This window comes from Streptomyces sp. YKOK-I1, assembly GCF_054660435.1.
Map to the genome: position 1 here is coordinate 3,495,966 of NZ_BAAGDR010000001.1, position 24,830 is coordinate 3,520,795.

Genomic DNA, 24,830 nt, shown 5'->3' on the forward strand with positions numbered 1-24,830 from the left:
GGGCGTCGGGGCGTCGGGGCGTCGGGCGTCAACGGATCCCGGAGACCCGGTAGGCGATCCCGTCCCCGGATCTCTCGGCGGAAGTCGATGGGGGAACGGCCCGTGCGCTGCGTGAAGTACTTGCTGAACTGGGAGGGCGTGCCGAAGCCGAGGTGGTCCGAGATCTGGGCCGCGGTCTCGTCGCCGTGCGCCAGCAGACGCTTCGCCTCCAGTACGACCCGGCGGTCGATGAACTCCTTCGCGCCGAGCCCGGCGCCCGCCAGCGTCGCCCGGGCGAGGGTGCGGCCCGAGTAGCCGAGCATACGGGCGTAGTCCTCCACCTGTCGGGTGGCGGTGAAGTGCCGTTCCACCGCGTCACGGAACCGCAGACAGGTCTCGTCCGGCTCCGGGCCGGGGCCGCCGACCGGAACGGTGAGATGGGCCAGCCGCAGCAGCAGGACGGCGAGGAGGTGGCGCAGGGCCGCGATGTGCGCTTCGAGGGGCAGGTGGCCGAGCGCCCGGAACTCACGGCTCAGGTGCTCCGCGGCCATGGACACCGCCTCGGCGTCGGCGGCGACGGGAGCGGTGACGACCGGTGCGTGCGGGTCGTCGACCCGGGCGGCCGTCGCCGTGGCCGGGTCCAGCGCGTCCTGCCGGAAGAGGATCAGCGTGCCCTCGGCCCCGGCGAGGTCGCCCCACTGCTGCACCTGCCCCGGGCGCACCCACAGCCAGGAGCCCGGGCGCAGGGTGTGGCCGTCGAAGTCGACGATGTGCCGCAGGCCGCCCTCGGTGAGCGTGAGCAGATGATGGAAGTCGGGGCGCTGGGGGCGCGCGAGGGTGTCCTCGGGGACGCGCCGCCGCAGCTCGGCCAGCGACATGACCTCGATACCGGCGGGAGTGCCCGCGGGCGCGGCGAACGGGATCTCCGGGATCTCGCGCCGCGCACCGCGCGGAGAACCGTGTCGGTTTTTGACCATCATCGGTCGGAAGTTTATCCGGCTTTCCCCGCGGAGTCCTCATACGTTGGTCGTACCGCGACGGAGGCGGAACGACTCCGTGGCGGAAAGAGAAAAGGACGGGACCATGAACCACGCTTCCGCCCCGGCCTCGCCGGCGGGCGAGACCGTCCGCGCCTGGCTGGAAGAGGCCGACCGGGTCCTGATCGCGGCCGGCGCGGGTCTGAGCGCGGCCGCCGGATACGACTACGGCGACGCCGAACGCTTCGGGGAACTGCTGCCGGCGCTGCACCGGCTGGGCCTGCGCTCCCGCTACCTGCTCGGCGCACCCCTGCCGCAGGACATGATGTGGGGTTACTGGGCCGTCCACATCGACGACATCCGTTACGGCGCCGGACCCAACCCCCTCTACCGCAGGCTGAGGGAGCTGGTCGGCGACCGCGACCACCGGGTGACGACGTCCAACGTCGACGCCCTGTTCGCCCGCAACGGCTTCGAGGCGGACCGGGTCCACACCCCGCAGGGCGACTACGGCCGCCTCCAGTGCACGGTCCCGTGCACACGGGAGACCTGGTCCAGCAGACCCTTCCTCGACACGGTCCTCGCCGCGTACGACCGCGAGACCGGCCGGGTGAGCGATCCCCGGGCCCTGCCGCGCTGCCCCCGCTGCGGCGCCGACGCCTTCCCCAACATCCGGGTCGGTCCCGAGTTCGTCGACGACCCCTATCTGCCCGCGGGGCGGCGGCTCGTCCGGTGGCTCGACGACGCGCCCGCGGACAGCGCCTTGCTCGTCGTCGAGATCGGTGCCGGGTTCAACACCCCCGGCGTGATCCGCCGGCCCATGGAGAACCTGGTGCGCCAGACCCCTCGGGCCCGGCTCGTCCGGATCAACCCCGGCCATCCCGAGGTCCCCCCGGACCTCGGCGAGCGCGCCCTGTCCGTGCCCCTGGGAGCAGACGTCCTGCTCGACGGGCTCGCTCCCTGACCCGCACCAGCACCAGCACCAGCACCAGCACCAGCACCAGCACCAAGAGTTAAGAAAGGCATCAGTCATGAGCGACGCGAAGAACACCGTCCTCCAGGCCGCCGCCGAGCTGTTCGGCGCGAAGGATCCCTCCGCCGTGGACCGCTGGGTGGCCACGACCTACACACAGCACAGCGCGCTCGCCGGCGACGGCCCCGAGTCCCTGCGCGCACTCGTCGCGGGGCTGGGCGAGGACTTCCGTTACGAGGGCGCCCGGGTCGTCGCCGACGGCGACCTGGTCGCCCTGCACGGCACCTACCACGGCTTCGGTCCGGCCCCCCTCGTCGGGTTCGACCTCTTCCGGGTCGACGCCGACGGCAGGCTGGCCGAGCACTGGGACGCCCTCACCCCGCTGGTCGAGGACACCGTCTCCGGACGCTCCCAGACCGACGGCCCCACCGCGGTCACCGAGCCCGGCCGGACCGAGGCCAACCGCGCCCTGGTGACCGGGTTCGCCGAGAAGGTCCTCGTCGGAGCCGACTACTCGGTGCTCACCGACTACATCTCCACCGAGACCTACCACCAGCACAACGCCGAGGCCGCCGACGGCCTCGACGGCTTCGGGGCGGCCGCCGCCAAGTGGGCCGAGCAGGGCAGGAACCTCGTCTACAAGAAGGTCCACCGGGTCATCGCCGAGGGCGAGTTCGTCCTGACGCAGTCCGAGGGCGAGTTCGGCGTACCCGTCGCCTACTACGACCTCTTCCGGGTCGCGGACGGCAGGATCGTAGAACACTGGGACGTCATCGCCCCCGTCCCGGCCGAACTTCCGCACGGCAACGGTCTGTTCTGACCGATGATGCCGATCCGCGCCGAGTCCGACGCCTTCGCCGCGGGGACGCGGGCACAGCCCGCCGCGCTGCCCCTGACCGCCTACCGGTCGGCCGTCGCCCTCGACGAACCCTTCCGGCCGACCGCGGCCCCGGCCGCACCCGCCCGGCTGGACGCCCATGTGCGCGCGGCGCTGCGCCTGCTCGGCACGGATCCGGCGGTATCCCGGCTGGGGCTGCGACCCGACGCGGTGGGCAGCCTCGCCGACACGGACTCCGATGCCGGAAGGGACACAGACGCGGCAACGGCCCGCCGGAGACTGCTGCGCGCCCTGCTGACCGTCCGCGGTCCCGGTCCGCTGCCGGAAGGGGCGGACCGGGAGCTGGACGCGCTGCTCGGTGCGGAGCGTCAGCTGCGGCCCACCGTCCCGGCGCTGGAACTGCGCACGATCGAGGAGGAGTTCCCCGGCACGCCGTTCCCCGCCGCGGCCGAGACCGTGCTGTGGCGGGGAGACATCACCACCCTCACCGCGGACGCCGTGGTCAACGCCGCCAACAGCGAGCTGCTCGGCTGCTTCCGCCCCCTGCACCCCTGCATCGACAACGCCCTCCACAGCGCCGCAGGACCGCGCCTGCGCGACGACTGCCACACGATCGTCACGGCCCAGGGAGCCCTCGAACCCACCGGTACGGCCAAGATCACCCGGGGCCACCACCTGCCGGCCCGCCATGTCCTGCACACCGTCGGTCCCGTCGTCCGGGGCCGTCCGCAGCCGCGGGACGCGCAGGCGCTCGCCTCCTCCTACCGGGCCTGCCTGGATCTCGCCGCCCAGGTGGAGACCATCCGCACCGTCGCCTTCTGCGCCGTGAGCACGGGCGTCTTCGGCTATCCCAAGGAGGAGGCCGCCCCGGTCGCGCTGCGCACCGTCGCGGACTGGCTCGCGGCCCGTCCCGGACGCTTCGACCGCGTGGTGTTCACCGTGTACGAGGACGCCGACGAGCAGGCCTACCGACATGCCCTCGGCCAGGTGGGCCAGGCAGGCCCCGAATAGGCCGGACCGGCCGACCGAGACCGGACGGCGCGGCTGTACGTCAACGGCCACGGCTGGGGTGAGTACCTGCACGGCGATGTGGACGAGGTGCAGGCCTACGCCGGCGCGCTGAGGGACGAGGACATCCTCGGCCTGGGGTCGGGCACGAACCCCTGCCTGTGCTGACCCCTGCCTCCTGAGCGGGTGGGCCTAGGCTGTGGTCGGAGCCCGAGAAACAGGGAAAAAGGGATCATGGTGATGGGGGACAAGCCCGTGTCCGGACGACCCCGGCCGTCGATGGCGGACGTCGCCCGTCATGCCGGCGTCGCGCCGCAGACGGTCTCGCGCGTGTCCAACGGCCACAGCAACGTCGACCCGGCCACCAGACAGCGCGTCGTGGAGTCGATGCGGGCGCTGGGCTACCGGCCGAACGGAGCCGCGCGCGCCCTCAAGAGCGGGCGGTTCAACACGATCGGTGTCATCACCTTCACGCTGAGGACGTTCGGCAACACGCGCACGCTCGACGCGATCACCGAGGAAGCCGCCCGTGCCAAGTACGCCGTCACCCTCATCCCCGTCTCGGATCCGACCATGGGCAGGGTCTCCGGTGCCTACGACCGGCTCAGCGAGGCGGCCGTCGACGGAGTGATCCTCATCTTCGAGGCGCATCTCCTCGACGACGCGGAGTTCAGCCTTCCGCCGGGGGTTCCGATGGTGGTCGTCGACTCGGACACCGGCCCCGGCTACACCGTGGTGGACACCGATCAGGCCCAGGGCGCCCGTCAGGCCACGGAGCACCTGCTGGAACTCGGCCACCGGCAGGTATGGCACGTCGCCGGGCCCCCGACCTCGTTCTCCGCGACCCGTCGCGTCGAGTCCTGGCGGCGCACCCTCCAGGACGCGGGGATCGTCCCGCCCCCGGTGCTGTACGGCGACTGGACCACCAGATCGGGTTACCGGCACGGGCTGACCCTGGGGCGAAGGCCGGAGGTCACGGCGATCTTCGCCGCCAACGACCACATGGCCCTCGGTGTGCTGCGGGCCCTGCACGAGCTCGGCCGCCGGATTCCCGAGGACGTCAGTGTGGTGGGGTTCGACGACATGGAGGAGGCCCACGCCTTCTGGCCGCCGCTGACCACCGTGCGGCAGGACTTCGCCGCGGTCGGCCGGCTCAGCCTTCAGAAGCTGCTGAGCAAGATCGGCCGTACCGGGCCCGACACGGCCGACAAGACCCTGGTCCCGACCCGGCTGGTGGTCCGCGCGAGCACGGGAGCGCCGCCGCCCCCGCCGGAAGGCGGGGCGCGGCGGCGCTGACTCACGGGCCCGGTGCCGTCAGCTCCGGGTCCACTGCTGGTTGCTGCCCCCGTTGCAGTACCAGACGTCGACCGACGTGCCGTTGCCGGTGCCCGCGCCGGACGCGTCCAGGCAGAGCGCCGGGTTCGCGACGCTGGTCACCGTGAGGTCCGCGTTCACGTTCCACTGCTGTGCCGCCGCGCCGGTGCAGTCGGCGATGACCACGGGGTCTCCCGCCGCGGCTCCGGTGCCTCCCACCGTCATGCACTTGTTGCCGTAGACGGTGAGTTGCTTCTCCGCGTTCCAGTTCCAGGACTGGTTGCCGCCGTCGTTGCAGTCCCAGAGGTCGAGCTGGGTGTTGTTCGTCGTGCTGAAGCCGGGCACGTCGACACAGCGGCCCGAGCCCACTCCGCGCAGGACCTCGCCGGGAGGCGCGGCCGGCAGGTCGTTGACGGGCGGGGTCGTGCCGAAGCCGTAGCCCCAGCGCAACAGCGCGACTCCGGTGGTGCTGTTGTCCACCAGGTTGCCCTCGGAGTCCAGCGACTCGATCGAGTAGGCGTCGCCGAACCTCAGGCCCGGCCAGTACACCATCCCCATCCCCTTGCTCCGGGCGGTGTCGGTCACGGCCGCGAGATACGAGGTGTAGACGTTGCCGTTCCACGCCCCGTAGTTCAGCCCGATGGTCATCGGGGCGCCCGCCTCGTCGATGATGGTCCGGCCGGCGTAGTCGCCGATCCTGGACGCGAGGTCGGCGGTCCAGTCCGACTTCTGGGTGTAGCTGTTCCAGTAGCCGTAGAAGTGCAGCGACAGCAGCGTGCCCTTCAGCGCGCGCGCCGCGCCGACACCGGTGACGTTGTCGTTGTAGCCGGTACCGCTGATCACGACACGGCCGCGCGGGACGTCCTTGTGCCGGGCCAGCCAGCCACTGGTGACGGACACCCACTGGTCCAGGGTGTAGCCGTGCGGCTCGTTCATGGGCTCGAAGTAGACCCGCGGGTTGTGCTTGTACTCCCGCACCACGGTGTTCCACATCGTGTTCCAGGCGGCCGTGTCGTCGACCAGGCCGTCCTTGCTGGTGTTCGCCTCCCAGTAGCTGACGATGACCTTGTCGCCCTGGGCCGTGGCCGCGTCGATCGTCGCCCGGTACGACTTCCACCAGGTGGTGCCCACACTGGCCGGGTTGATCGGCAGTCGCAGGGTGTTGGCGCCCAGGTTCTTCTTGAAGCCGCGCACCATGCGACCCGTGGTGCGGTACACGGTGCGGTAGTCGTCGGTCACCGACAGTCCGCTGGGCACCACGGCGTCACTGGCGTAGTTGTCCCGGGGGTCCGCCCAGTTCACCCCGCGGAAGTCACTGGTGCCGCCCTTCGCCGCGGGCTTCACCGACGTGTGCGGGGCGGCCGGCGCCGCGGCGGTCGGCTGGGCGAGGGCGGGGGCGGTCAGGAACATGAGGGAAGCGCCGAAGCCGGCCATGATCACACCGGCCAGTTTTCTCGACCCCTTCAGGGTCTTCGTCATGTCGTCTCCAGTGACGTGAAGCGCGGAGGGCTGTGTGCGGGTTCGTCACCTGAGCCGAGGCACTGCTGAGCCAGGGGGCCGACAACCGACGCCCAGACCCACGTAAACCGGCCATGGTTACGTAACCATGGCCGGACATTGGCACGTCGCCCGCTCCGATGACAAGACCTCCGGAGGATCGGAAATACGGCAGCCTCCTTCGACGGCCCGGCAGGGGCCCTCTCACCACCGCCCGCCCGGCCGTCCGCCTCCCCCGTGGCGCGGCCTCAGCCGTCGTGCCCGACCCCGCGATCAGGTGCGCTCATGTCCCCCGTCCCGGGCGTCCCCTCGGCCAGCCCGTACCGCAGATACACCGTCCCCTTCCCGCCGGCCGCCGGCGGTTCGAGAAGGGTGAGGCTGGTGGGCACCGCGCCGCCGTCGAACACCCTCACCTGCTCATGCCGCTCCCGGACCTCCCGCACCGCGCCGGCCAGATCCGGGCCGAGCTGCACGGACCCGGCCCACGACAGATCGGGTGTCCCCCGGGAGGCCACGTACTTCGGGACACGGTTGAAGAGCTCGGCGATCTCGTCGTCCTCGCCGCCCTCCTGATACTTCGGCCAGTAGGAGGCGAAGATGTCATACGTCCGCCGGCCCAGCAGAAGGGCGTCCGTACCCTCGTACGCCGCACCGATCTGCGCCCCCGAGACCTCGTCCAGCAACGGCGCCTGCCAGCCCCCGAACGGAAACCCCGCCGGATCCTCGTCCGGCCCGCCGGGCGCCTGCCCGAGGAGAAGCAGCGCCGCCGGGACGTCGTCCCGGGACACCGCGCTGCCCGTCGATGACGTCGGCTGGTCGCGCGGAGGCTCCGCCCTCAGTGGTGGGGACGGAGCCTCTCTGACCAGCATGGTTGACCGATGTCGGCCCCTCGAGTCGGCCTGCCGACTACTCCAGCGGTCTGGCCCGCGTCTCGGGGCTGGTGAAGATGACCAGGGCCCCGACGAGCAGCAGCGCGATGTTGTAGACGGTGAAGTAGTTCTGCGCGTGATGGCTGGCCAGCCATGTCTGCAGGTAGGGGGTGGTACCGCCGAAGAGGGCCACGGCGATCGCGTACGGTACGCCGGAGCCGGTGGTCCGCACGTCGGTGGGGAACAGTTCGGCGAAGATCGCGGGGGCGATGGAGGCGCACATCGCGATGAAGACCAGGGCGATCGCCATGGCCAGGCCGAGTTGCCAGACACCGCCCGCTCGGGCCAGGAACATCAAGGGGTAGGTGAGCACCGCCATACCGAGTCCGAAGCTCAGCATGGCGGGCCGGCGTCCGATGCGGTCGGAGAGTGACCCGCACAGGGGCAGGACGGCGATGAAGACCAGGAGCGCGACCACTTCGGCGAGCAGCACCTCCGTGGAGTCCAGCTTGGTGACGCTGATGGCGTAGGTGGGCGCGGCCGTGGTCCAGGCCTGGTAGGTGACCGTGAAGCCCGCGGTCAGGCCGATCACCCGCCCGGCAGCCGCACGGTTCCGCCAGACGCCGCGCAGCACGGAGGGGCGCTCGGAAACGGCTCCCGGGGACCTGTGCTCCTTGCTGAACGCGTGGGTCTCGGTGAGCTTGCGCCTCAGGAAGAGGGCGTAGATCCCGAGGAGGCCGCCGATGATGAACGGTACCCGCCAGCCCCACTCCGCCAGCCCTTCCGTGCCGTACAGGGCTGCCAGGCCCGCACCCAGCAGGGTGGCGATCAGCATGCCGCAGGCACCCGAGACATAGATGGCGCTGGTCCACCGGCCGCGGCGCTCGGGCGGGGCCGTCTCGGCGAGGTAGGTCTGGGAGGAGGGCAGTTCTCCACCGTGCGCCAGGCCCTGGGTGAGCCTGGCCAGAAGCAGGATCAGCGACGCCGCGGCACCGACGTTCGCGTAGGTCGGGGCGAGGCCTATCGCCAGACTGCCTGCCGACCCGAGACCGATCGAGAGCACCATCGCCAGGCGCCGTCCCGTGCGGTCCGCGAGCCGGCCGAACACGACGGCGCCCACCGGCCGCATGAGGAATCCCACGGCGAAGATGGCAAGCGTGGACAGCACGGCCGACAACTCGTTGTCCGGGCTGAAGAACTGCGTGGCGAAGAAGGGCGCGAAGATGCCGTAGACGTGCCAGTCGTACCACTCGAGCGCGTTGCCGATGCCGGTGCCGACGAGGGCACGCCGCTGTTGCCTGCTGGAGGGTCTGTGGGCTTCGGCAGCGTCGGGCCGAGTCGGCTGCTCAGGAGAGGAACCGGGTGCTGGGCGGGCGGAGGGTGTGAGTGACAAGGAAATCTCCCAGGTGAGGGACGGGGTCAGGAGACGGAGGCCGAAGCGATGGCCTCGGCCGGTTCTGCGGCCAGTCGACGGGTGGCGAGAGCGGCGTAGAGAGCGGCGCCGTCGCACAGCACTCCTTCGTCGAACTCGGCGTACGGGGAGTGGTTGTTCGCGACCGACGTGGAGTCCATGCCGGTGGGAGCGGCGCCCAGCATGACCAGGCTGCCCGGCACCTCGTCGAGGACACGGGAGAAGTCCTCGGCGCCGGTGAGGGGGTGGGGGAGCGGCTGGAAGCGGTGCTCTCCGAAGGCCTCTTTCACGGTGGACTCGACGAAGACGGTCTCGTCCTCGTCGTTGACGGTCACCGGGTAGCGCGGGGTGAACTCCACCTCCGCGCGCAGTCCGTGAGCGGCGGCGATCTGGCGCACGAGCGTCACCACCGCGTCCTTCATCCTGCCCTGGGCCCGAGTGGAGAAGGTGCGTACGGTGCCCTCGAAGCGGACGGTTTCGGGGATCACGTTGCGGCGGGTGCCGGCGTGGAAGGAGCCGATGGTCAGTACGACCGGGTCGAAGGGGTCGCACGTACGGGAGACCATCGTCTGCAGCGCGGTGACCATCTCGCAGGCCGCCGGCACGGGGTCCTTCGCCCGGTGAGGCGCGGAGGCGTGCCCGCCCGCGCCGATGACGGTGACGTCCACGTCGTTGGTGGCCGCCATGGTGGCACCGCTGCGGGCCAGAAACGTTCCGGACGGGAGTCCCGTGGTGAACACGTGGAGCGCGTAGGCCGCGACCGGCCGGGGTCCCGCCGCGTCCAGGATGCCTTCGGCCAGCATCACACCGGCGCCGTCGTACCCCTCCTCGCCGGGCTGGAACATCAGCACCACGTCGCCGGCGAGGTCCTGTCGGCGGGCTGCGAGCAGATGGGCGGCGCCGATCAGCATGGTGGTGTGCAGATCGTGGCCGCAGGCGTGCATGACACCCTCCACGACGGAGGCGAAAGGCAGGCCGGTGCGCTCGGCCACCGGCAGCGCGTCCATGTCCGCCCGGAGCAGCACGGCCGGGCCCGGCCGGCCTCCGCGCAGCACCGCGGTGACGGAGGACAGCCGGCTGCCGGGGGAAATCTCCAGCGGGAGGCCGTCCAGGGCCGCCATGACCTTCTCCTGGGTACGCGGCAGGTCCAGCCCGACCTCGGGTTCGGCATGCAGCCTGCGGCGCAAGCCGAGCAGCTCGTCGCGCAAGGCGGTCGCATCCGTACAGATCGTCATGGCAGCGGGTGCACCTCCAAGAGGGCCGTCCGGGACCGGATGCCGAACGGCGGATGTCCATAGAGTGGAGAGATGCGCTTCAATGACGCCTGAATTGGCGAAAACATTCATGAGGCGAGATGTCATGCAAGATTCGTTCAATCTGGACGAGACCGATCTGTCCTTGATCAACGTCATGCAGATAGCGCCGCGGGCCACCTGGACCGAGATCGGCAAGGTCCTCGACATCAACTCCGCGACCGCGGCACGACGCTGGGACCGGTTGTCCGAGAAGGGGGTCGCCTGGGTGACCGCCTACCCGAACCTGTCGATGTGGAGCGAGCGCAGCGTCCTGGCCTTCGTCGAGGTGGACTGCGAACCCAGCGTCCGTGGCCAGGTGGTCGACGCGCTCGTGGAAGTGCCACAGGTCGCCAACGTGTCTCAAGCCGCAAGTGGCCGCGACCTGTTCCTCGTCGTCCTCTTCCCCGATCTGCAGGCGCTGTCGCGGTTCGTCCTCGACCAGGTCAGCCGACTGCACGGCGTGCGCGGCACCCGCACCCACACCGCGACGCGCTTCTACAGCGAGGGAAACAGATGGCGGCTCCAGGCCCTTTCCCCCGCCCAGCGCACTCTGCTGACCCGCCACGCCCCGCCCGGCTCCGCAGGCACCGAACCGCTGCCGGAGTCATGCCGCGACCTGCTGCTCTCCCTGAGCGCGGACGGCCGCCGGACGGTCGCCGAACTGGCCGACCTCACCGGGACGAGCGTGTCCACCACCCGCAGACGCCTGGAAAGGGTGATGCGGGACGGCCTCGTCTCGTTCCGTTGCGAAGTGTCGGACATCATCAGCGGCTGGCCCGTGAGTGCCTACTTCTGGGCCAGAGTTCCCGCCAACGATCTCGACCGTATCGCCCAGAGCCTGCTCAAGCTTCCCGAGATCCGGATGTGCGCCGCGATCACCGGGACGGACAACCTGCTCGTCATCGTGTGGCTGCGCACCCTCGGAGACAGCCAGCGGCTGGAGACGAAGATCGCCGAAGGCTTCCCCACCCTCTCCCTGTCCGAGCGTGCCGTGGTCCTGCGCATGACCAAACGAATGGGGCGCGTCCTCGATCGCCAAGGCCGGACGACCTCCGCGGTGCCCCTCAACCCCTGGGCGGACACACCCCCGGCCATCATGGGATCGCCCGAGGCGCCGGCGGCGGTGACGTCGCGATAGCCGGGGGCCCGCGCATCGTGCCACCGTCGCGGCAGGAGTGCGACTTCAGGAAGTGATACGTCCGAGGCGCAGCACCAGTTGTTCGACGGGGTCGGTCGGCGGCCAGGGGAAGTCGGGCAGAGCGGCACGAAGGGAGACCTGACCGTGCAGCGCGGTCCACAGGGCCACGGCGTCGGCGAACGGGTCGGTGCTGGCCGAGCGGCCGGCGCGCACGCAGGCGTGGAGGTTGGCGACGAGCGTCTGGAACGCGTCGAGCCCGCTGAGCCCGGCGGCATCGGGGCCGGCCGGGTCGGGTTTGGAGGGGGGCGTCTCGAAGAGCACCCGATAGCGCGCGGGCTCCCTGGTGCCGAATTCCACGTACGCGGCGCATCCGGCGAGCAGCCCTTCCACGGGGTCCTCGTGAGCGGTGACCGCCGCGGTGACCGACTGGTGCAGTTGAGCGATCGCCTCCTCCACGACCGCTTGGACGATGGCGTCCCGATGGGGGAAGTGGGCGTAGATGGACGGGGCGGCGATGCCGATCTCGCGCGCCACCGAGCGCAGAGTCACCGCCTGGTCCGAGCCGGTACGCACGATCAGCGCGGTCGCCGCCCGAACGATCTCCTCACGCAGCCGGGGGCCCTCGCCTCGGCGGTTGCGGGATCGGGCGGCCCGTTCACCGCGCCCCGGGGCAGCGGGCGTGGAGGGTCCCGTCGTCATGCCATGACTTTACACCTGTTAGTTGACTGACATACCGTGCCTCTTGCACTTACACACGTAAGTTTACGAGCGTCAGGACGGTGCCGATATGGATGACGAGAACACGGAAGCCCGGTGCGAGCAGGCAGCCGACGTGGCAGAACAGATCCGGGAGGTCGAGCGGGCCCGGCTCCGCGCCCTGGTGGCGGGTGACGTCACCGCCGCGTACGACCTGCACGCGGCGGACTTCCAACTCGTCACACCGATCGGTGCGCTGCTGTCCAGGAACGACTACCTCGAGGCCATTGCGACCGGAGGCATCTCCTACGTCGACTGGGAACCCGGTTCCATCGATGTCCGCGTCTACGAGAACGCCGCCGTCATTCGGTACCAGGCCACCCTTGAGGTGGTGTTCGGAGGTCGCGCGGTCCCTCGCGCAACGTACTGGCACACCGACAGCTACGAGAACATCAAGGGTCAGTGGCGCGTGGTGTGGTCCCAGGCAACGGAAATCAGATAGCCCCCGGCCGACGGATCATGAGTCCTTTTCCGATCCTTGTGTCCAACCTGCGTCCAGGACGCGTCCCGGGTGGACGAGCCCGGCCGGTTCGACGCCGGTCACTCCTGCTGGAACAAGAGCCCGGAGACGAGAACGCCGCGCGCCCCGGCAGGCGAGTTCGCACATGCCCTTGCCTGCCGGAAGGTGTCAGAGGGGTCAGGTGTTCGCGCCCGGTCCGTTCGATCCGTCGCGGCAGACGTCCTCGCCGGCGTGCGGGCCGGGCGGCGGTGCGGTGCTCCCCCGAGGTGCCGTTCGGCAGCCAGATGGCCGCCGGTGTCCTCGTCACGATCCCGCTGGTGGTCATGGTGCTGCTCTTCCAGCGCCGCATCGTCGCCGGGCTGACCGCGGGCGCGGCGAAGTGACCCACCCGGAAACGACCGCAGAAAACAGCCAAGGAGCAACACCCGCCATGCCCCCCACCCCTTGGTGGCGCGACGCCGTCATCTACCAGGTCTACATCCGCAGCTTCGCCGACGGCAACGGCGACGGGGTCGGCGACATCGCCGGTATCCGCTCCCGTCTGCCCTACCTCAAGTCCCTCGGCGTGGACGCCCTCTGGATCAACCCCTGGTACAAGTCGCCCCAGGCGGACCACGGTTACGACGTGGCCGACTACCGCGAGATCGACCCGCTGTTCGGCACGGTCACCGAGGCCGAACAGCTCATCGCCGAAGCCCACGAACACGGAATCCGCATCATCCCGGACATCGTCCCCAACCACACCTCCGACCAGCATGCCTGGTTCCGGGCAGCGTTGGCGGCGGGCCCCGGCAGCCCGGAACGCGGACGCTACCTCTTCCGCCCCGGCCGCGGCCCCGACGGCACCCTCCCGCCCAACGACTGGGACTCCCGCTTCGGAGGTCCGGCCTGGACCCGGGTGGCGGACGGCGAGTGGTACCTGCATCTCTTCGCGCCCCAGCAGCCGGACCTCGACTGGCAGCACCCTGACGTCCACGCGGAGTTCGAGTCCGTCCTGCGGTTCTGGTTCGACCGGGGCGTGGACGGCTTCCGCATCGACGTGGCGCACGGCCTGGTCAAGGACCCCGAACTGCCCGACCTGGCCGGCCACGACGGTGGTGTGCACCCCTTCTGGGACCGCGACGAGGTCCACGAGATCTACCGTGCCTGGCGCAGGGTGGCCGACGAGTACCCCGGCGACCGCGCCTTCGTCGCGGAGGCATGGACGGACACCCCCGAGCGGCTCGCCGCCTACCTTCGCTCCGACGGCCTGCACACCGCCTTCAACTTCGACTTCCTCATGACCGACTGGGACGCGAAGGATCTGCGCGCCGTCATCGACGACACCCTCACGATGCTCGGCACGGTCGGCGCCCCGGCCACCTGAGTCATGTCCAACCACGACGTCATGCGCCACGCCAGCCGCTACGGCCGTAGAGCCGCGAAGAAGTGGGTGGCCAACGAGTCCTACGTCCCCGCGGGCCCCGCCGACCTCGAACTGGGCACCCGCCGCGCCCGCGCAGCCGCCCTGCTCGCCCTCGCCCTCCCCGGCGGCGCCTACGTCTACCAGGGCGAGGAACTCGGCCTGCCCGAGGTCGAGGATCTGCCCGAGTCCGTCCTCCAGGACCCCGTCTGGGAACGCTCCGGACACACCGACCGCGGCCGCGACGGCTGCCGGGTCCCGATCCCCTGGTCCGGCCAGACCGCGCCATACGGCTTCAGCACCGAGGCCCCGGGGGGCGCCTCCGCCGTGCCGTGGCTGCCGCAGCCCGCCGACTGGGCCGGGCTGAGCGTGGAAGCACAGACCGGCAACGCCTCGTCGATGCTGGAGCTCTACCGCGCGGCCCTGCGTGTGCGCCGCGGCCACCCCGCCTTCGGCGACGGCACCCTCACCTGGCTGGACGACACCCCCGCCGGAGTCCTCGCCTTCCGCCGCGAGCCCGGCTTCGTCTGCGTGGTCAACCTCTCGACCGAGCCGTACCAGCTGCCCGACCACACCTCGATCCTGCTGGCCGGCGAGCCCGTCGAGAACGGCCGACTCGCCCCCGACCAGGCAGCCTGGCTCACGATCTGACACCCGTCCCATCATGAGCCGTACCGTCATCGATCTCGACGATGAGGCGCTGGAAGAAGCGGCCAAGGAACTGGGCACCACCACCAAGCGCGACACCATCAACACCGCCCTGCGGGAAGTCACGGCCCGCTACCGGCGCCTCCGCTCCCTCGAAGAAGCCCGCGAACTCGTGGCCGACGGGGCCCTGGACGTGGACCTGCTGCTGAATAAGCACTCATACCGCCCCACGAGTGCGGGCGACGGCACCGGAGCGGACGAGTGACCGTCGCCGACTACCTCATCGACACCTCCGCGCTCGCCCGCGTCCTGCTCCGCCAGAACACGGCCGAGTGGGACGACAGGATCGCCGCCGGCCTCGTCGCAATCTGCGACCTCACCGAACTGGAAGTCCTCCACTCGGCCCGTTCGGCCACGGACCGCGCCCGCTTGAAGACCGCACTCGACGCCCACTACGCCTGGCGCCCCATGCCCGACGGTGTCTACCGCCGCTCCCGCGTTGTCCAGGAACAGTTGACCGCCAAGGGAGAACACCGCAGCGCGGGCCCCGTGGACCTCCTTGTGGCCGCAGCCGCGGAAGGAGCGGGACTCACGCTGCTCCACTGCGACCGCGACTTCGAAACCATCGCCCGCACGACAGGACAACCGATCCGCATGATCGATCTCAGGCAGTAGAGCCCGCGCGGCCCGATACCCAAGGCCAGCGGTGGGGCGGGTGGGACTCGAACCCACGGCCGACGGATTATGAGTCCGCTGCTCTAACCGGCTGAGCTACCGCCCCATAGCGGCGTGTCGCGTACATGTGTACGCGCCGTGTGCCGCAGCATAGCCGCTCATACGATCTCACGCTTCGGCTGGTCGACCTTGCCCGACCAGGGAGACCCCGCTGCGGCCTGCGCGGTTCCCGCCGGTGTGGCACCGGCGTGACACCGGCGGGAACCCACATGAAAAAGGACCCCACCGGGGTCCTCGTTCACGATGCTCCCCCGACTGGACTCGAACCAGTAACCTGCCGGTTAACAGCCGGCTGCTCTGCCAATTGAGCTACGGAGGACCGAGCTCCCCCGACTGGACTCGAACCAGTAACCTGCCGGTTAACAGCCGGCTGCTCTGCCAATTGAGCTACGGAGGAATGCCTCGTTGCATCGAACGTACCCACCTGGGTATTCGCCAGGGGGCGGACGCTCGCTGCGACACATACATTAGCGCAAGCAGGGGGGTGCTCCGCCAATCGGTTCCCCCGGCACCGACGCCGCACCAGGGACCTACGCAAGGAGAGGGTGGCCGCCATGCGCTACAAGCTGACGTTCCTCGTCGGGCTCGCCGCCGGTTACGTGCTGGGCACGCGTGCCGGACGGGAGCGCTACGAGCAGCTGAAGAAATCCGCGCGCCAGGTCGCGCAGAACCCCGCCGTGCGCAACACCGCCGAGACGGCCGCCCAGCAGAGCCGCCAGTACGCGGGCAAGGCGTACCACGCGGTCAGCGCCAGGGTCGGCGACCGGATGCCCGAGTCGGTCGCCGGGCGGGTCCGCTCGCTGCGCGAACGCAGCGCCCACAACGGCGGCGAGGACGACTGGGGCACGAGCAACACGTAACAGTTCCTTTGCAACACCGATCACAGCCACCCCCCGAGCGGCGCGGGGAACTGCGCGACCAGCCACGACGCGGCCGCGCCCGGACGGCTCCCCGCGCCCGCTCCGGTCTACGCGGCTCAACCTCGGCGGCGCGTGCGGCAGAATTTTCGTTATGGGGATAGTCGCCGGGCTGGACAGTTCGCCCGATTTCACTCGTATCGTCGTCTGCGACGCGGACACCGGAGCCGTGCTCAGGCAGGGATATGCGCCGCACCCGGTGGAGAGTCCGGACAGCGGGGGTCGGCTCAGCGACGTCGATCCCCAGGCCTGGCTGCTCTCCCTCGGGGAGGCGGCCGGCGGGGGCCTGCTGGAGGGTGTGCAGGCCATCGGGGTGTCCTCGCAGCAGAACGCGCTGGTCCCGCTGGACGCGCAGGGCAACACCGTGCGGCCGGCGATGGTGGGCGGCGACAAGCGCGCCCAGGTCGCGGCGGCCGATCTCATCGACGCGCTCGGGGGGCGCGAGGCCTGGGCGCAGGCCGTGGGGTGCGTGCCGCAGGCCGCCCAGCCGGTGACCAAGCTGAGGTGGCTGGCCAAGAGCGAGCCCGAGGCGGCCCTGCGGACCGCCGTGCTGATGCAGGCCCACGACTGGCTGGTGTGGCAGCTGCTGGGGCGGCCTGTGAGGAGGACCACGGACCGGGGCGGGGCCTCCGGGACCGGGTACTGGTCCGCCGCGATGGGCGGATACCGGCCGGACCTGGTCGAGCTGGCGCTCGGTCACCAGGCCATGCTGCCCGAGGTGATCGGGCCGTCCGACGCGGCCGGTACGACACCGGAGGGGCTGCTGATCTCCGCCGGCACCGGCGAGACCATGGCGGCGGCGCTGGGGCTCGGACTGGGCATGGGGGACGTGGTGGTGTCCCTGGGCGCCTCCGGGTCCGTCATGGCCGTACATCCCGAGGCGCTGGTGGACCAGTCCGGGATGATCACCTCCCTCGCGGACGCCACGGGCATGCATCTGCCGGTGGTGACCACCCTGAACGCCGTACGGACCCTGCGCGGCGCCGCCGAACTGCTCGGCGCGCCCGATCTGGAGGGGCTGTCCGAGCTGGCGATGAAGTCGACGCCGGGCTCGCACGGGCTGGTGATGCTGCCCTATCTGGAGGGCGAGCGGACGCCGAACCTGCCGCACACCGCCGGGACGCTGGCGGGGCTGCGCCGGGAGTCCATGAAGCCGGAGCACTTCGCGCGGGCCGCGTTCGAGGGCATGCTGTGCGGGCTCGCGGACGCGCTCGACGTGCTGCGCGGGCGGGGCGTGAGCGTGCAGCGGATCTTCCTGCTGGGCGCGGCGGCCGAGCTGCCGGCCGTGCAGGCGGCGGCGCCGGCGCTCTTCGGCGCGCAGGTCGTCGTACCGCAGCCGGCGGACTACGCGGCGATCGGGGCGGCCCGGCAGGCGGCCTGGGCGCTCGGGGCGAAGCAGGGCACCCTCGATCCGCGGACCCCGCCGGTGTGGCAGGGCGCGGCGGCGGTCGTGCTGGATCCGGGCGAGGACCTCGCGGTGGGGCAGGCGGTGCGCCAGCAGTACATGTCGGTGCGGGAGCAGACGCATCCGGGGGCGTTCCGGGCGTAGGGCCGGACCCGGGAGCACCCGCCTTTGTACGCGGAAGGCGTATATCACGCAGCCCTCGGCTTAATCAGTTGAGGTAACGCGGGTGGAGTGTCCGACGATAGGGGCCAGGGGCAACCAATGCCCCTACCGCCGACTCCGAGAGACGTAGCGTGCTCATACGACTTCTGCGGACCTACCTCAGGCCCTACAAGAAACCCATCGCCCTGCTGGTGCTGCTGCAGTTCCTGCAGACCTGCGCCACCCTGTACCTGCCCACACTGAACGCGCACATCATCGACAACGGCGTCGTCGAGGGGGACACCGGTTACATCCTGTCCTACGGCGGCATGATGATCGGCATCTCGCTGGCGCAGGTCGTCTGCAACATCGGCGCCGTCTACTACGGCGCCCGGACCGCCTCCGCGCTCGGCCGGGACGTCCGGGCGGGCGTCTTCGACCGGGTGCAGTCCTTCTCCTCCCGGGAGGTCGGCCAGTTCGGCGCGCCCTCGCTGATCACCCGGACCACCAACGACGTCCAGCAGATCCAGATGCTGGCCCTGATGGCGTTCACCCTGATGGCATCGGCGCCGATCATGTGTGTGGGCGGCATCGTGATGGCGCTCGGCCTGGACGTCCCGCTGTCCGGGGTGCTGGTCGCCGTCGTCCCGGTGCTGGGCATCTGTGTGACGCTGATCGTGCGGCGGCTGCGACCGCTGTTCCGGTCGATGCAGGTGCGGCTGGACACCGTGAACCGGGTGCTGCGCGAGCAGATCACCGGCAACCGGGTGATCCGCGCGTTCGTCCGCGACGAGTACGAGCAGCAGCGGTTCCGGAAGGCCAACACCGGCCTCACGGACATCTCGCTGAAGACCGGCAACATGCTGGCCCTGATGTTCCCGGTGGTCATGACCACGGTGAACCTGTCCTCGATCGCGGTGGTCTGGTTCGGCGCCCACCGGATCGACAGCGGCCAGATGCAGATCGGTGATCTGACCGCGTTCCTCGCCTATCTGATGCAGATCGTCATGTCCGTGATGATGGCCACCTTCATGTTCATGCAGGTGCCGCGCGCGGAGGTGTGCGCCGAGCGCATCCAGCAGGTGCTCGAGACCTCGTCCTCCGTGGTGCCTCCGGTGGCGCCGGTGACCGAGCTGCGCCGGCACGGGCATCTGGAGATCCGGGCGGCCGGCTTCCGCTACCCGGGGGCCGAGGAGCCCGTCCTCAAGGCGATCGACCTGGTGGCCCGGCCCGGCGAGGTCACCGCCGTGATCGGCTCCACCGGCAGCGGCAAGTCCACGCTGCTCGGTCTGGTCCCCCGGCTGTTCGACGCGACCGACGGGGAGGTGCTGGTCGACGGGGTGCCGGTGGCCGAGGTGGACCCCGTCCTGCTGGCGAAGACAGTCGGGCTCGTGCCGCAGAAGCCGTACCTCTTCGCCGGGACCGTCGCGAGCAATCTGCGCTACGGCAACCCGGACGCCACGGACGAGGAGCTGTGGCACGCGCTGGAGGTGGCCCAGGCCAAGGACTTCGTGACCAAGCTCGAGAACGGGCTGGACTCCCCCATCGCCCAGGGCGGCACCAACGTCTCCGGCGGTCAGCGCCAGCGGCTGGCGATCGCCCGGACGCTCGTGCAGCGGCCGGAGATCTATCTCTTCGACGACTCCTTCTCCGCCCTCGACTACGCCACCGACGCGGCCCTGCGCGCGGCGCTCGGCCGGGAGACGGCCGAGGCGACGGTGGTGATCGTCGCCCAGCGGGTGGCGACCATCCGGGACGCCGACCGGATCATCGTCCTCGACGAGGGCCGGGTCGTCGGCGCCGGCACCCACCGTGAGCTGATGACGGACAACGAGACCTACCGGGAGATCGTGCTCTCCCAGCTGACGGAAGCGGAGGCTGCCTGATGGCCGGGCCCATGGGGCGCATGATGGCCGGCACCGGTCCCGACAACCGCTCGCTGGACTTCAAGGTGTCCGGCAGGCGGCTGCTCGCCCAGTTCAAGCCGGAGCGGCTCACCCTGTACGTGATGCTCTGCTGCGTGGTGCTCAGCGTCGGGCTGAACGTGGTCGGCCCGAAGATCCTCGGCAAGGCCACCGACCTGGTCTTCGCGGGCATCATCGGGCGGCAGATGCCGGACGGGGCGAGCAAGGAGCAGGTGCTCGACTCGATGCGCGAGCGCGGCGAGGGTCAGGTCGCCGACATGCTCAACAGCACCGACTTCACGCCCGGCAAGGGCATCGACTTCGACCAGGTCGGCCAGGTCCTGCTGTTCGCGGTCGGGGTGTTCCTCGTCGCGGGTCTGCTGATGGCGGTGGCGACGCGGATGGTCAACCGGGCCGTCAACCGCACGATGTTCCGGATGCGCGAGGACGTGCAGACGAAGCTGTCGCGGCTGCCGCTGTCGTACTTCGACAAGCGTCAGCGCGGCGAGGTGCTCTCCCGCGCCACCAACGACATCGACAACATCCAGCAGACGCTCCAGCAGTCGATGGGCCAGCTCATCAACTCGCTGCTGACCATCATCGGCGTGCTGGCGATGATGTTCTGGGTCTCCTGGCTGCTCGCCCTGGTCGCGCTGGTGACCGTGCCGCTGTCGGCGGTCGTCGCCGCGAAGGTCGGCAAGCGGTCGCAGCCGCACTTCGTGCAGCAGTGGCGCACCACCGGCAGGCTGAACGCGCACATCGAGGAGATGTACACCGGTCACACGCTGGTGAAGGTGTTCGGCCGCCAGGAGGAGTCGGCGCGGCAGTTCGCCGAGCAGAACGAGGCCCTGTACGAGGCCGGGTTCAAGGCGCAGTTCAACAGCGGGATCATGCAGCCGCTGATGTTCTTCGTGTCGAACATCAACTATGTGCTGGTGGCGGTGGTCGGCGGGCTGCGCGTCGCCTCGGGCGCCCTGTCCATCGGCGACGTCCAGGCCTTCATCCAGTACTCCCGTCAGTTCTCGATGCCGCTGACGCAGGTCGCGTCGATGGCGAACCTGGTGCAGTCGGGCGTGGCCTCCGCCGAGCGGATCTTCGAGCTGCTCGACGCGGAGGAGCAGCAGGCCGACCCGGCGGCCGGGGCGAAGCCGGAGGAGCTGCGCGGGCGGGTCGCGCTGGAGCACGTCTCGTTCCGCTACGACCCGGAGAAGCCGCTCATCGAGGACCTCTCGCTGACGGTGGAACCGGGGCACACGGTCGCGATCGTCGGCCCGACGGGCGCCGGCAAGACGACCCTGGTCAACCTGCTGATGCGGTTCTACGACGTCTCCGGCGGCCGGATCACCCTGGACGGCGTGGACATCGCGCTGATGTCGCGGGACGAGCTGCGCGCCGGGATCGGCATGGTGCTCCAGGACACCTGGCTGTTCGGCGGCACGATCGCGGAGAACATCGCGTACGGCGCCGCGCGCGAGGTCACCCGGGGCGAGATCGAGGAGGCGGCGCGGGCGGCCCACGCGGACCGGTTCGTGCGGACGCTGCCCGAGGGGTACGACACCGTGATCGACGACGAGGGCAGCGGGGTGAGCGCGGGTGAGAAGCAGCTGATCACCATCGCGCGGGCGTTCCTGTCCGACCCGACGATCCTGGTGCTGGACGAGGCGACCTCCTCGGTCGACACCCGTACCGAGGTGCTGATCCAGAAGGCGATGGCGAAGCTGGCGCACGGCAGGACGTCGTTCGTCATCGCCCACCGTCTGTCCACGATCCGGGACGCGGACACCATCCTGGTGATGGAGAACGGCTCGATCGTGGAACAGGGCGCGCACGCCGAGCTGCTGGAGGCGGGCGGGGCGTACGCGCGTCTGTACCAGGCGCAGTTCGCGCAGGCGGTGGCGGAGGTGGACTGAGCCGGGGCCCGGTGGGGCTTTTCAGGGGCGCGGGGAACTGCGCGACCAGCCCCCACCGGGCCCGCACCCGCCCTAATCCAGATAGCCCCGAAGCTGATCCGCGAACGCGTGATCCCGCAACTTGTTCAGGGTCTTCGACTCGATCTGGCGGATCCGCTCCCGTGTCACGCCGAAGATGCGGCCGATCTCCTCCAGGGTGCGGGGGCGGCCGTCGGCGAGGCCGTACCGGAGCTGCACGACCTTGCGCTCACGTTCGCCGAGCGTGGAGAGCACCGCCTCCAGGTGCTCGCGCAGAAGGAGGAAGGCGGCCGACTCGACGGGGCTGGTCGCGTCGCCGTCCTCGATGAGGTCGCCGAGGGCCACGTCGTCCTCCTCGCCCACCGGGGCGTGCAGGGAGACGGGTTCCTGGGCCAGCCGCAGCACCTCGCCGACCCGCTCGGGGGCGAGGTCGAGCTGGCCGGCGACCTCGTCGGCCGTCGGCTCGTAGCCGCGTTCCTGCAGCATCCGCCGCTGGACGCGGACCACCCGGTTGATCAGCTCGACGACATGGACCGGAACGCGGATGGTGCGGGCCTGGTCGGCGAGGGCGCGGGACATGGCCTGGCGGATCCACCAGGTGGCGTACGTGGAGAACTTGTAGCCGCGGGCGTAGTCGAACTTCTCCACCGCGCGGATGAGCCCGAGGTTGCCCTCCTGGACGAGGTCCAGCATGGTCAGGCCGCGTCCGACGTACCGTTTGGCGACGGAGACGACGAGCCGCAGGTTGGCCTCGATGAGGCGGCGCTTGGCCATGCGGCCCATGACGACCAGCCGGTCGAGGTCGAGGGCGAGGTCACTGTCCAGGTCGGGGGTGCTGCCCAGTTTCTCCTCGGCGAACAGCCCGGCCTCGACCCGGCGGGCGAGGTCGACCTCCTCGGCCGCGGTGAGCAGCGGGATGCGGCCGATCTCCCGCAGGTACTGGCGGAACAGGTCGGAGGAGGGCCCGCTGGTGTCGGCGGCGGCCCGGGCGGGGGGCGCCTCGGCGGGCTCGGGGGCCTCTTCCAGGGCTTCCGGGGGCGGTTCCGTCTCCGGGTGGTGCGCGGCACGGTGCTGCGGCGGGACCGCGACCAGCACCTCGGTCTCGGCGTCCGGTTCCGTGTCGTCGGTAGTGCTGGCGTTCTGCGTCAGGGTCTGGGTCTGCACGGGGGCGACCTCCAGGATGATCGCTGCTGAGGTGAGCGGCAGCGGTACTGCGGGGGCCGCTCCGAGGACTCAGGCACCGCACCCAGTGTGGAGTACGACACATCCCCGCCACGAGGGGCGTGCGGTGACTTTTTGAGTCCGGTCCGTAACCAGCTGTTCAGAGCGCCGCGGCGCCGTGTGCCTGGAGGACCTGGTCGTACTGCTGAAGCACCCACAGCTCGTTCTGCACGGCGGCCAGTTGGACCTGGTCGCCGCCGGCGCCGAGGCGGGTCAGCTGGGACTGGACGTCGCGGACGCGGCGTTCCACGGCGCGTCGGCGGACCTGGACGAGGACCGTGCCGGCGTAGACCTCGTCGACCGTGCGGCGCATGATCGGCTCGACGGCGAGCTCGGTGACCATGGCGCGGACGGTGTCGTCGGGGGCGGCCTCGCGGACCCGGATCAGGTACTCCTGGGCGTCCTGGAGTCCCCATTCGGCGCCGCCCGCGTCCATGACGGCCTGGCGTACGGCGGCGTAGGGGGCGGCGGTGAACTCGTCGACGCCGTACGCGTCGAAGGCCGGGGAGACCAGTTCGGGGCGCTGGAGGGCGAGCTTGAGCAGCTCGCGCTCGGTGGCGTAGACGGGGTTGCGCAGGGTGAGGGCCGGGCCGGCGGTGGCCGGGCGGGGGGCGGCCTCATAGGGCTGCTGGGGGCCGCGGCCGACCGGGGCGGGGCCCTTGCCACCTCCGCGCCGGTGGAGGTGACCGACCCGGTCCACCACGAACTCCGGGTCCAGGATGCCGACCAGGCCGGCGAGTTCCACGGCCATCTCACGCCGCGCCGTACGCTCCTTGATCCGGGCCGCCACGGGGGCCGCCTCGTCCAAGGCCGCCGCGCGGCCCCCGGCAGTCTCGAGGTCGTAGCGCTTCACGATCTGCTGAAGTGCGAACTTGAAGAGCGGGGTGCGCGGTTGGACCAGTTCCGCGACGGCGTCGTCACCCTTCGCCAAGCGCAGCTCGCAGGGGTCCATGCCGTCGGGAGCGATCGCGATGTAGGTCTCGGCGGCGAACTTCTGGTCGTCCTCGAACGCCCGCAACGCGGCCTTCTGGCCCGCCGCGTCGCCGTCGAAGGTGAAGATGACGCGGGAGGTGCCGTTGTCCATCAGCAGGCGGCGCAGCACCTTGATGTGCTCCCCGCCGAAGGCGGTGCCGCAGGTGGCGATGGCGGTGGTGACGCCGGCGAGGTGGCAGGCCATGACGTCGGTGTACCCCTCGACGACGACCGCGCGGCTGGCCTTGGCGATGTCCTTCTTCGCGAGGTCGATGCCGTACAGCACCTGGGACTTCTTGTAGATCGCCGTCTCGGGCGTGTTGAGGTACTTGGGGCCGTTGTCCGCCTCGTAGAGCTTGCGCGCGCCGAAGCCGACGACCTCGCCGCCGATGTCGCGGATGGGCCACATCAGCCGGCCGCGGAAGCGGTCGATGGGGCCGCGGCGGCCCTCCTGGGAGAGGCCGGAGAGCAGCAGCTCCTTGTCGGTGAAGCCCTTGCCGCGCAGGAAGCGGGTGAGGTGGTCCCAGCCCTGGGGGCTGTAGCCGACGGAGAAGTGCTGGGCGGCGGCCTGGTCGAAGCCGCGCTCGGCGAGGAACTGGCGGCCGGTGTCGGCCTCCGGGCTGGTGGCGAGCTGTTCGGTGTAGAAGTCGGCGGCGATCTTGTGGGCCTCGACCAGGCGGATCCGCTCGCCGCGCTGGTGGGAGGGGTTGTAGCCGCCCTCCTCGTAGCGCAGGGTGATGCCGGCCTGGGCGGCGAGCCGCTCGACGGCCTCGGAGAAGGTGAGGTGGTCGACCTTCATCACGAAGGTGAGGGTGTCGCCGCCCTCCTGGCAGCCGAAGCAGTGGAAGAGCCCCTTGCTCGGGCTGACCTGGAAGGAGGGCGACTTCTCGTCGTGGAACGGGCACAGTCCCTTGAGGTTGCCGCCGCCCGCGTTGCGCAGCTGCAGGTACTCGGACACGACGGCGTCGATCGGGACCGCGTCCCGTACCGCCTTCACGTCCTCGTCGTTGATCCGTCCTGCCACGAGGTGATTCTACGGGGG

The 24,830-nt window shown here is 70.6% G+C and carries 19 protein-coding genes, 3 tRNA genes and 3 pseudogenes; 14 read left to right on the top strand and 11 right to left on the bottom strand.

Features of this window, described 5'->3' with window-relative positions:
• Positions 1-44: 44 nt before the first annotated feature.
• Positions 45-959 (bottom strand): annotated as a pseudogene (locus tag ACYQ8Q_RS15175) (helix-turn-helix domain-containing protein); the annotation flags it as partial.
• Between the two features lie 103 nt (positions 960-1,062).
• On the opposite strand from ACYQ8Q_RS15175, the gene ACYQ8Q_RS15180 reads away from it, so the two are divergent.
• From ACYQ8Q_RS15180 to ACYQ8Q_RS15195, 4 genes are all read left to right on the top strand, one after another.
• Positions 1,063-1,920: an SIR2 family NAD-dependent protein deacylase gene (locus tag ACYQ8Q_RS15180; protein WP_460065297.1), complete on the top strand. Its 858-nt coding sequence runs from the start codon at positions 1,063-1,065 to the stop codon at positions 1,918-1,920.
• A 67-nt stretch (positions 1,921-1,987) separates the two neighbouring features.
• Positions 1,988-2,749 carry a nuclear transport factor 2 family protein gene (locus tag ACYQ8Q_RS15185; RefSeq protein WP_460065299.1) on the top strand — a complete coding sequence of 254 codons (762 nt, stop codon included), beginning with the start codon at positions 1,988-1,990 and terminating at the stop codon, positions 2,747-2,749.
• Positions 2,750-2,752: 3 nt separating this feature from the next.
• Entirely contained in the window at positions 2,753-3,778 is a 1,026-nt protein-coding gene (locus ACYQ8Q_RS15190; RefSeq protein WP_460065302.1) for a macro domain-containing protein, read from the top strand.
• Positions 3,779-4,009: 231 nt separating this feature from the next.
• On the top strand, positions 4,010-5,071 hold the full coding sequence (locus tag ACYQ8Q_RS15195) for a LacI family DNA-binding transcriptional regulator (RefSeq protein ID WP_460065304.1): 1,062 nt from the start codon (positions 4,010-4,012) through the stop codon (positions 5,069-5,071).
• 18 nt (positions 5,072-5,089) lie between these two features.
• On the opposite strand, the gene ACYQ8Q_RS15200 is transcribed toward ACYQ8Q_RS15195, so the two are convergent.
• From ACYQ8Q_RS15200 to ACYQ8Q_RS15215, 4 genes are all read right to left on the bottom strand, one after another.
• The gene (locus tag ACYQ8Q_RS15200; protein ID WP_460065305.1) at positions 5,090-6,568 is read right to left on the bottom strand and encodes a ricin-type beta-trefoil lectin domain protein; all 1,479 of its coding nucleotides are present in this window, start codon (positions 6,566-6,568) and stop codon (positions 5,090-5,092) included.
• Between the two features lie 266 nt (positions 6,569-6,834).
• Positions 6,835-7,455, bottom strand: a complete 621-nt coding sequence (locus ACYQ8Q_RS15205; RefSeq protein ID WP_460065307.1) for a dihydrofolate reductase family protein — start codon at positions 7,453-7,455, stop codon at positions 6,835-6,837.
• A 37-nt stretch (positions 7,456-7,492) separates the two neighbouring features.
• A complete protein-coding gene (locus tag ACYQ8Q_RS15210; RefSeq protein WP_460065309.1) occupies positions 7,493-8,848 on the bottom strand; it encodes an MFS transporter in 1,356 nt (451 codons plus the stop codon).
• 26 nt (positions 8,849-8,874) lie between these two features.
• Positions 8,875-10,101 carry a M20 metallopeptidase family protein gene (locus ACYQ8Q_RS15215; RefSeq protein WP_460065311.1) on the bottom strand — a complete coding sequence of 409 codons (1,227 nt, stop codon included), beginning with the start codon at positions 10,099-10,101 and terminating at the stop codon, positions 8,875-8,877.
• Between the two features lie 124 nt (positions 10,102-10,225).
• Here ACYQ8Q_RS15215 and ACYQ8Q_RS15220 point away from each other — a divergent pair, with 124 nt between their 5' ends.
• Positions 10,226-11,299 carry an Lrp/AsnC family transcriptional regulator gene (locus ACYQ8Q_RS15220; RefSeq protein WP_460065313.1) on the top strand — a complete coding sequence of 358 codons (1,074 nt, stop codon included), beginning with the start codon at positions 10,226-10,228 and terminating at the stop codon, positions 11,297-11,299.
• 45 nt (positions 11,300-11,344) lie between these two features.
• Here ACYQ8Q_RS15220 and ACYQ8Q_RS15225 read toward each other — a convergent pair whose 3' ends face one another.
• The gene (locus tag ACYQ8Q_RS15225) at positions 11,345-11,998 is read right to left on the bottom strand and encodes a TetR/AcrR family transcriptional regulator (protein ID WP_460065315.1); all 654 of its coding nucleotides are present in this window, start codon (positions 11,996-11,998) and stop codon (positions 11,345-11,347) included.
• An 88-nt stretch (positions 11,999-12,086) separates the two neighbouring features.
• On the opposite strand from ACYQ8Q_RS15225, the gene ACYQ8Q_RS15230 reads away from it, so the two are divergent.
• From ACYQ8Q_RS15230 to ACYQ8Q_RS15250, 5 genes and pseudogenes are all read left to right on the top strand, one after another.
• Complete coding sequence (locus tag ACYQ8Q_RS15230; RefSeq protein ID WP_460065317.1) at positions 12,087-12,497, top strand: nuclear transport factor 2 family protein; 411 nt, start codon at positions 12,087-12,089, stop codon at positions 12,495-12,497.
• A gap of 281 nt (positions 12,498-12,778) precedes the next feature.
• Positions 12,779-12,898: pseudogene (locus tag ACYQ8Q_RS15235) on the top strand (carbohydrate ABC transporter permease); the annotation flags it as partial.
• A gap of 47 nt (positions 12,899-12,945) precedes the next feature.
• Positions 12,946-14,568, top strand: a pseudogene (locus ACYQ8Q_RS15240) (glycoside hydrolase family 13 protein).
• Positions 14,569-14,581: 13 nt separating this feature from the next.
• Positions 14,582-14,830 carry a type II toxin-antitoxin system VapB family antitoxin gene (locus ACYQ8Q_RS15245; protein ID WP_460065319.1) on the top strand — a complete coding sequence of 83 codons (249 nt, stop codon included), beginning with the start codon at positions 14,582-14,584 and terminating at the stop codon, positions 14,828-14,830.
• Positions 14,827-15,240, top strand: a complete 414-nt coding sequence (locus ACYQ8Q_RS15250) for a PIN domain-containing protein (RefSeq protein WP_460065321.1) — start codon at positions 14,827-14,829, stop codon at positions 15,238-15,240. The genes ACYQ8Q_RS15245 and ACYQ8Q_RS15250 overlap by 4 nt, the downstream gene beginning before the upstream one ends.
• 32 nt (positions 15,241-15,272) lie before the next feature.
• Here the strand turns inward: ACYQ8Q_RS15250 and ACYQ8Q_RS15255 are convergent.
• From ACYQ8Q_RS15255 to ACYQ8Q_RS15265, 3 genes are all read right to left on the bottom strand, one after another.
• Positions 15,273-15,346 (bottom strand) — tRNA-Ile (locus tag ACYQ8Q_RS15255).
• 200 nt (positions 15,347-15,546) lie between these two features.
• Positions 15,547-15,619, bottom strand: a tRNA-Asn gene (locus ACYQ8Q_RS15260).
• 5 nt (positions 15,620-15,624) lie between these two features.
• Positions 15,625-15,697, bottom strand: a tRNA-Asn gene (locus ACYQ8Q_RS15265).
• A 157-nt stretch (positions 15,698-15,854) separates the two neighbouring features.
• Here ACYQ8Q_RS15265 and ACYQ8Q_RS15270 point away from each other — a divergent pair.
• The 4 genes from ACYQ8Q_RS15270 to ACYQ8Q_RS15285 all read left to right on the top strand — a co-directional run bounded on the left by ACYQ8Q_RS15270 (position 15,855) and on the right by ACYQ8Q_RS15285 (position 21,577).
• Positions 15,855-16,160 (top strand): YtxH domain-containing protein, encoded by a 306-nt coding sequence (locus ACYQ8Q_RS15270; RefSeq protein WP_460065323.1) that lies wholly within the window; start codon positions 15,855-15,857, stop codon positions 16,158-16,160.
• A gap of 151 nt (positions 16,161-16,311) precedes the next feature.
• Entirely contained in the window at positions 16,312-17,766 is a 1,455-nt protein-coding gene (locus tag ACYQ8Q_RS15275) for an FGGY family carbohydrate kinase (RefSeq protein ID WP_460065325.1), read from the top strand.
• A 149-nt stretch (positions 17,767-17,915) separates the two neighbouring features.
• Positions 17,916-19,649, top strand: a complete 1,734-nt coding sequence (locus ACYQ8Q_RS15280) for an ABC transporter ATP-binding protein (RefSeq protein ID WP_460065327.1) — start codon at positions 17,916-17,918, stop codon at positions 19,647-19,649.
• Positions 19,649-21,577 (top strand): ABC transporter ATP-binding protein, encoded by a 1,929-nt coding sequence (locus ACYQ8Q_RS15285; RefSeq protein ID WP_460065329.1) that lies wholly within the window; start codon positions 19,649-19,651, stop codon positions 21,575-21,577. The genes ACYQ8Q_RS15280 and ACYQ8Q_RS15285 overlap by 1 nt, the downstream gene beginning before the upstream one ends.
• A 72-nt stretch (positions 21,578-21,649) precedes the next feature.
• On the opposite strand, the gene ACYQ8Q_RS15290 is transcribed toward ACYQ8Q_RS15285, so the two are convergent.
• The gene (locus ACYQ8Q_RS15290; RefSeq protein ID WP_460073324.1) at positions 21,650-22,801 is read right to left on the bottom strand and encodes an RNA polymerase sigma factor; all 1,152 of its coding nucleotides are present in this window, start codon (positions 22,799-22,801) and stop codon (positions 21,650-21,652) included.
• A gap of 115 nt (positions 22,802-22,916) precedes the next feature.
• Positions 22,917-24,812, bottom strand: coding sequence for a DNA primase (gene dnaG, locus ACYQ8Q_RS15295; RefSeq protein WP_460065331.1), 1,896 nt, complete (start codon positions 24,810-24,812; stop codon positions 22,917-22,919).
• Positions 24,813-24,830: the final 18 nt, after the last annotated feature.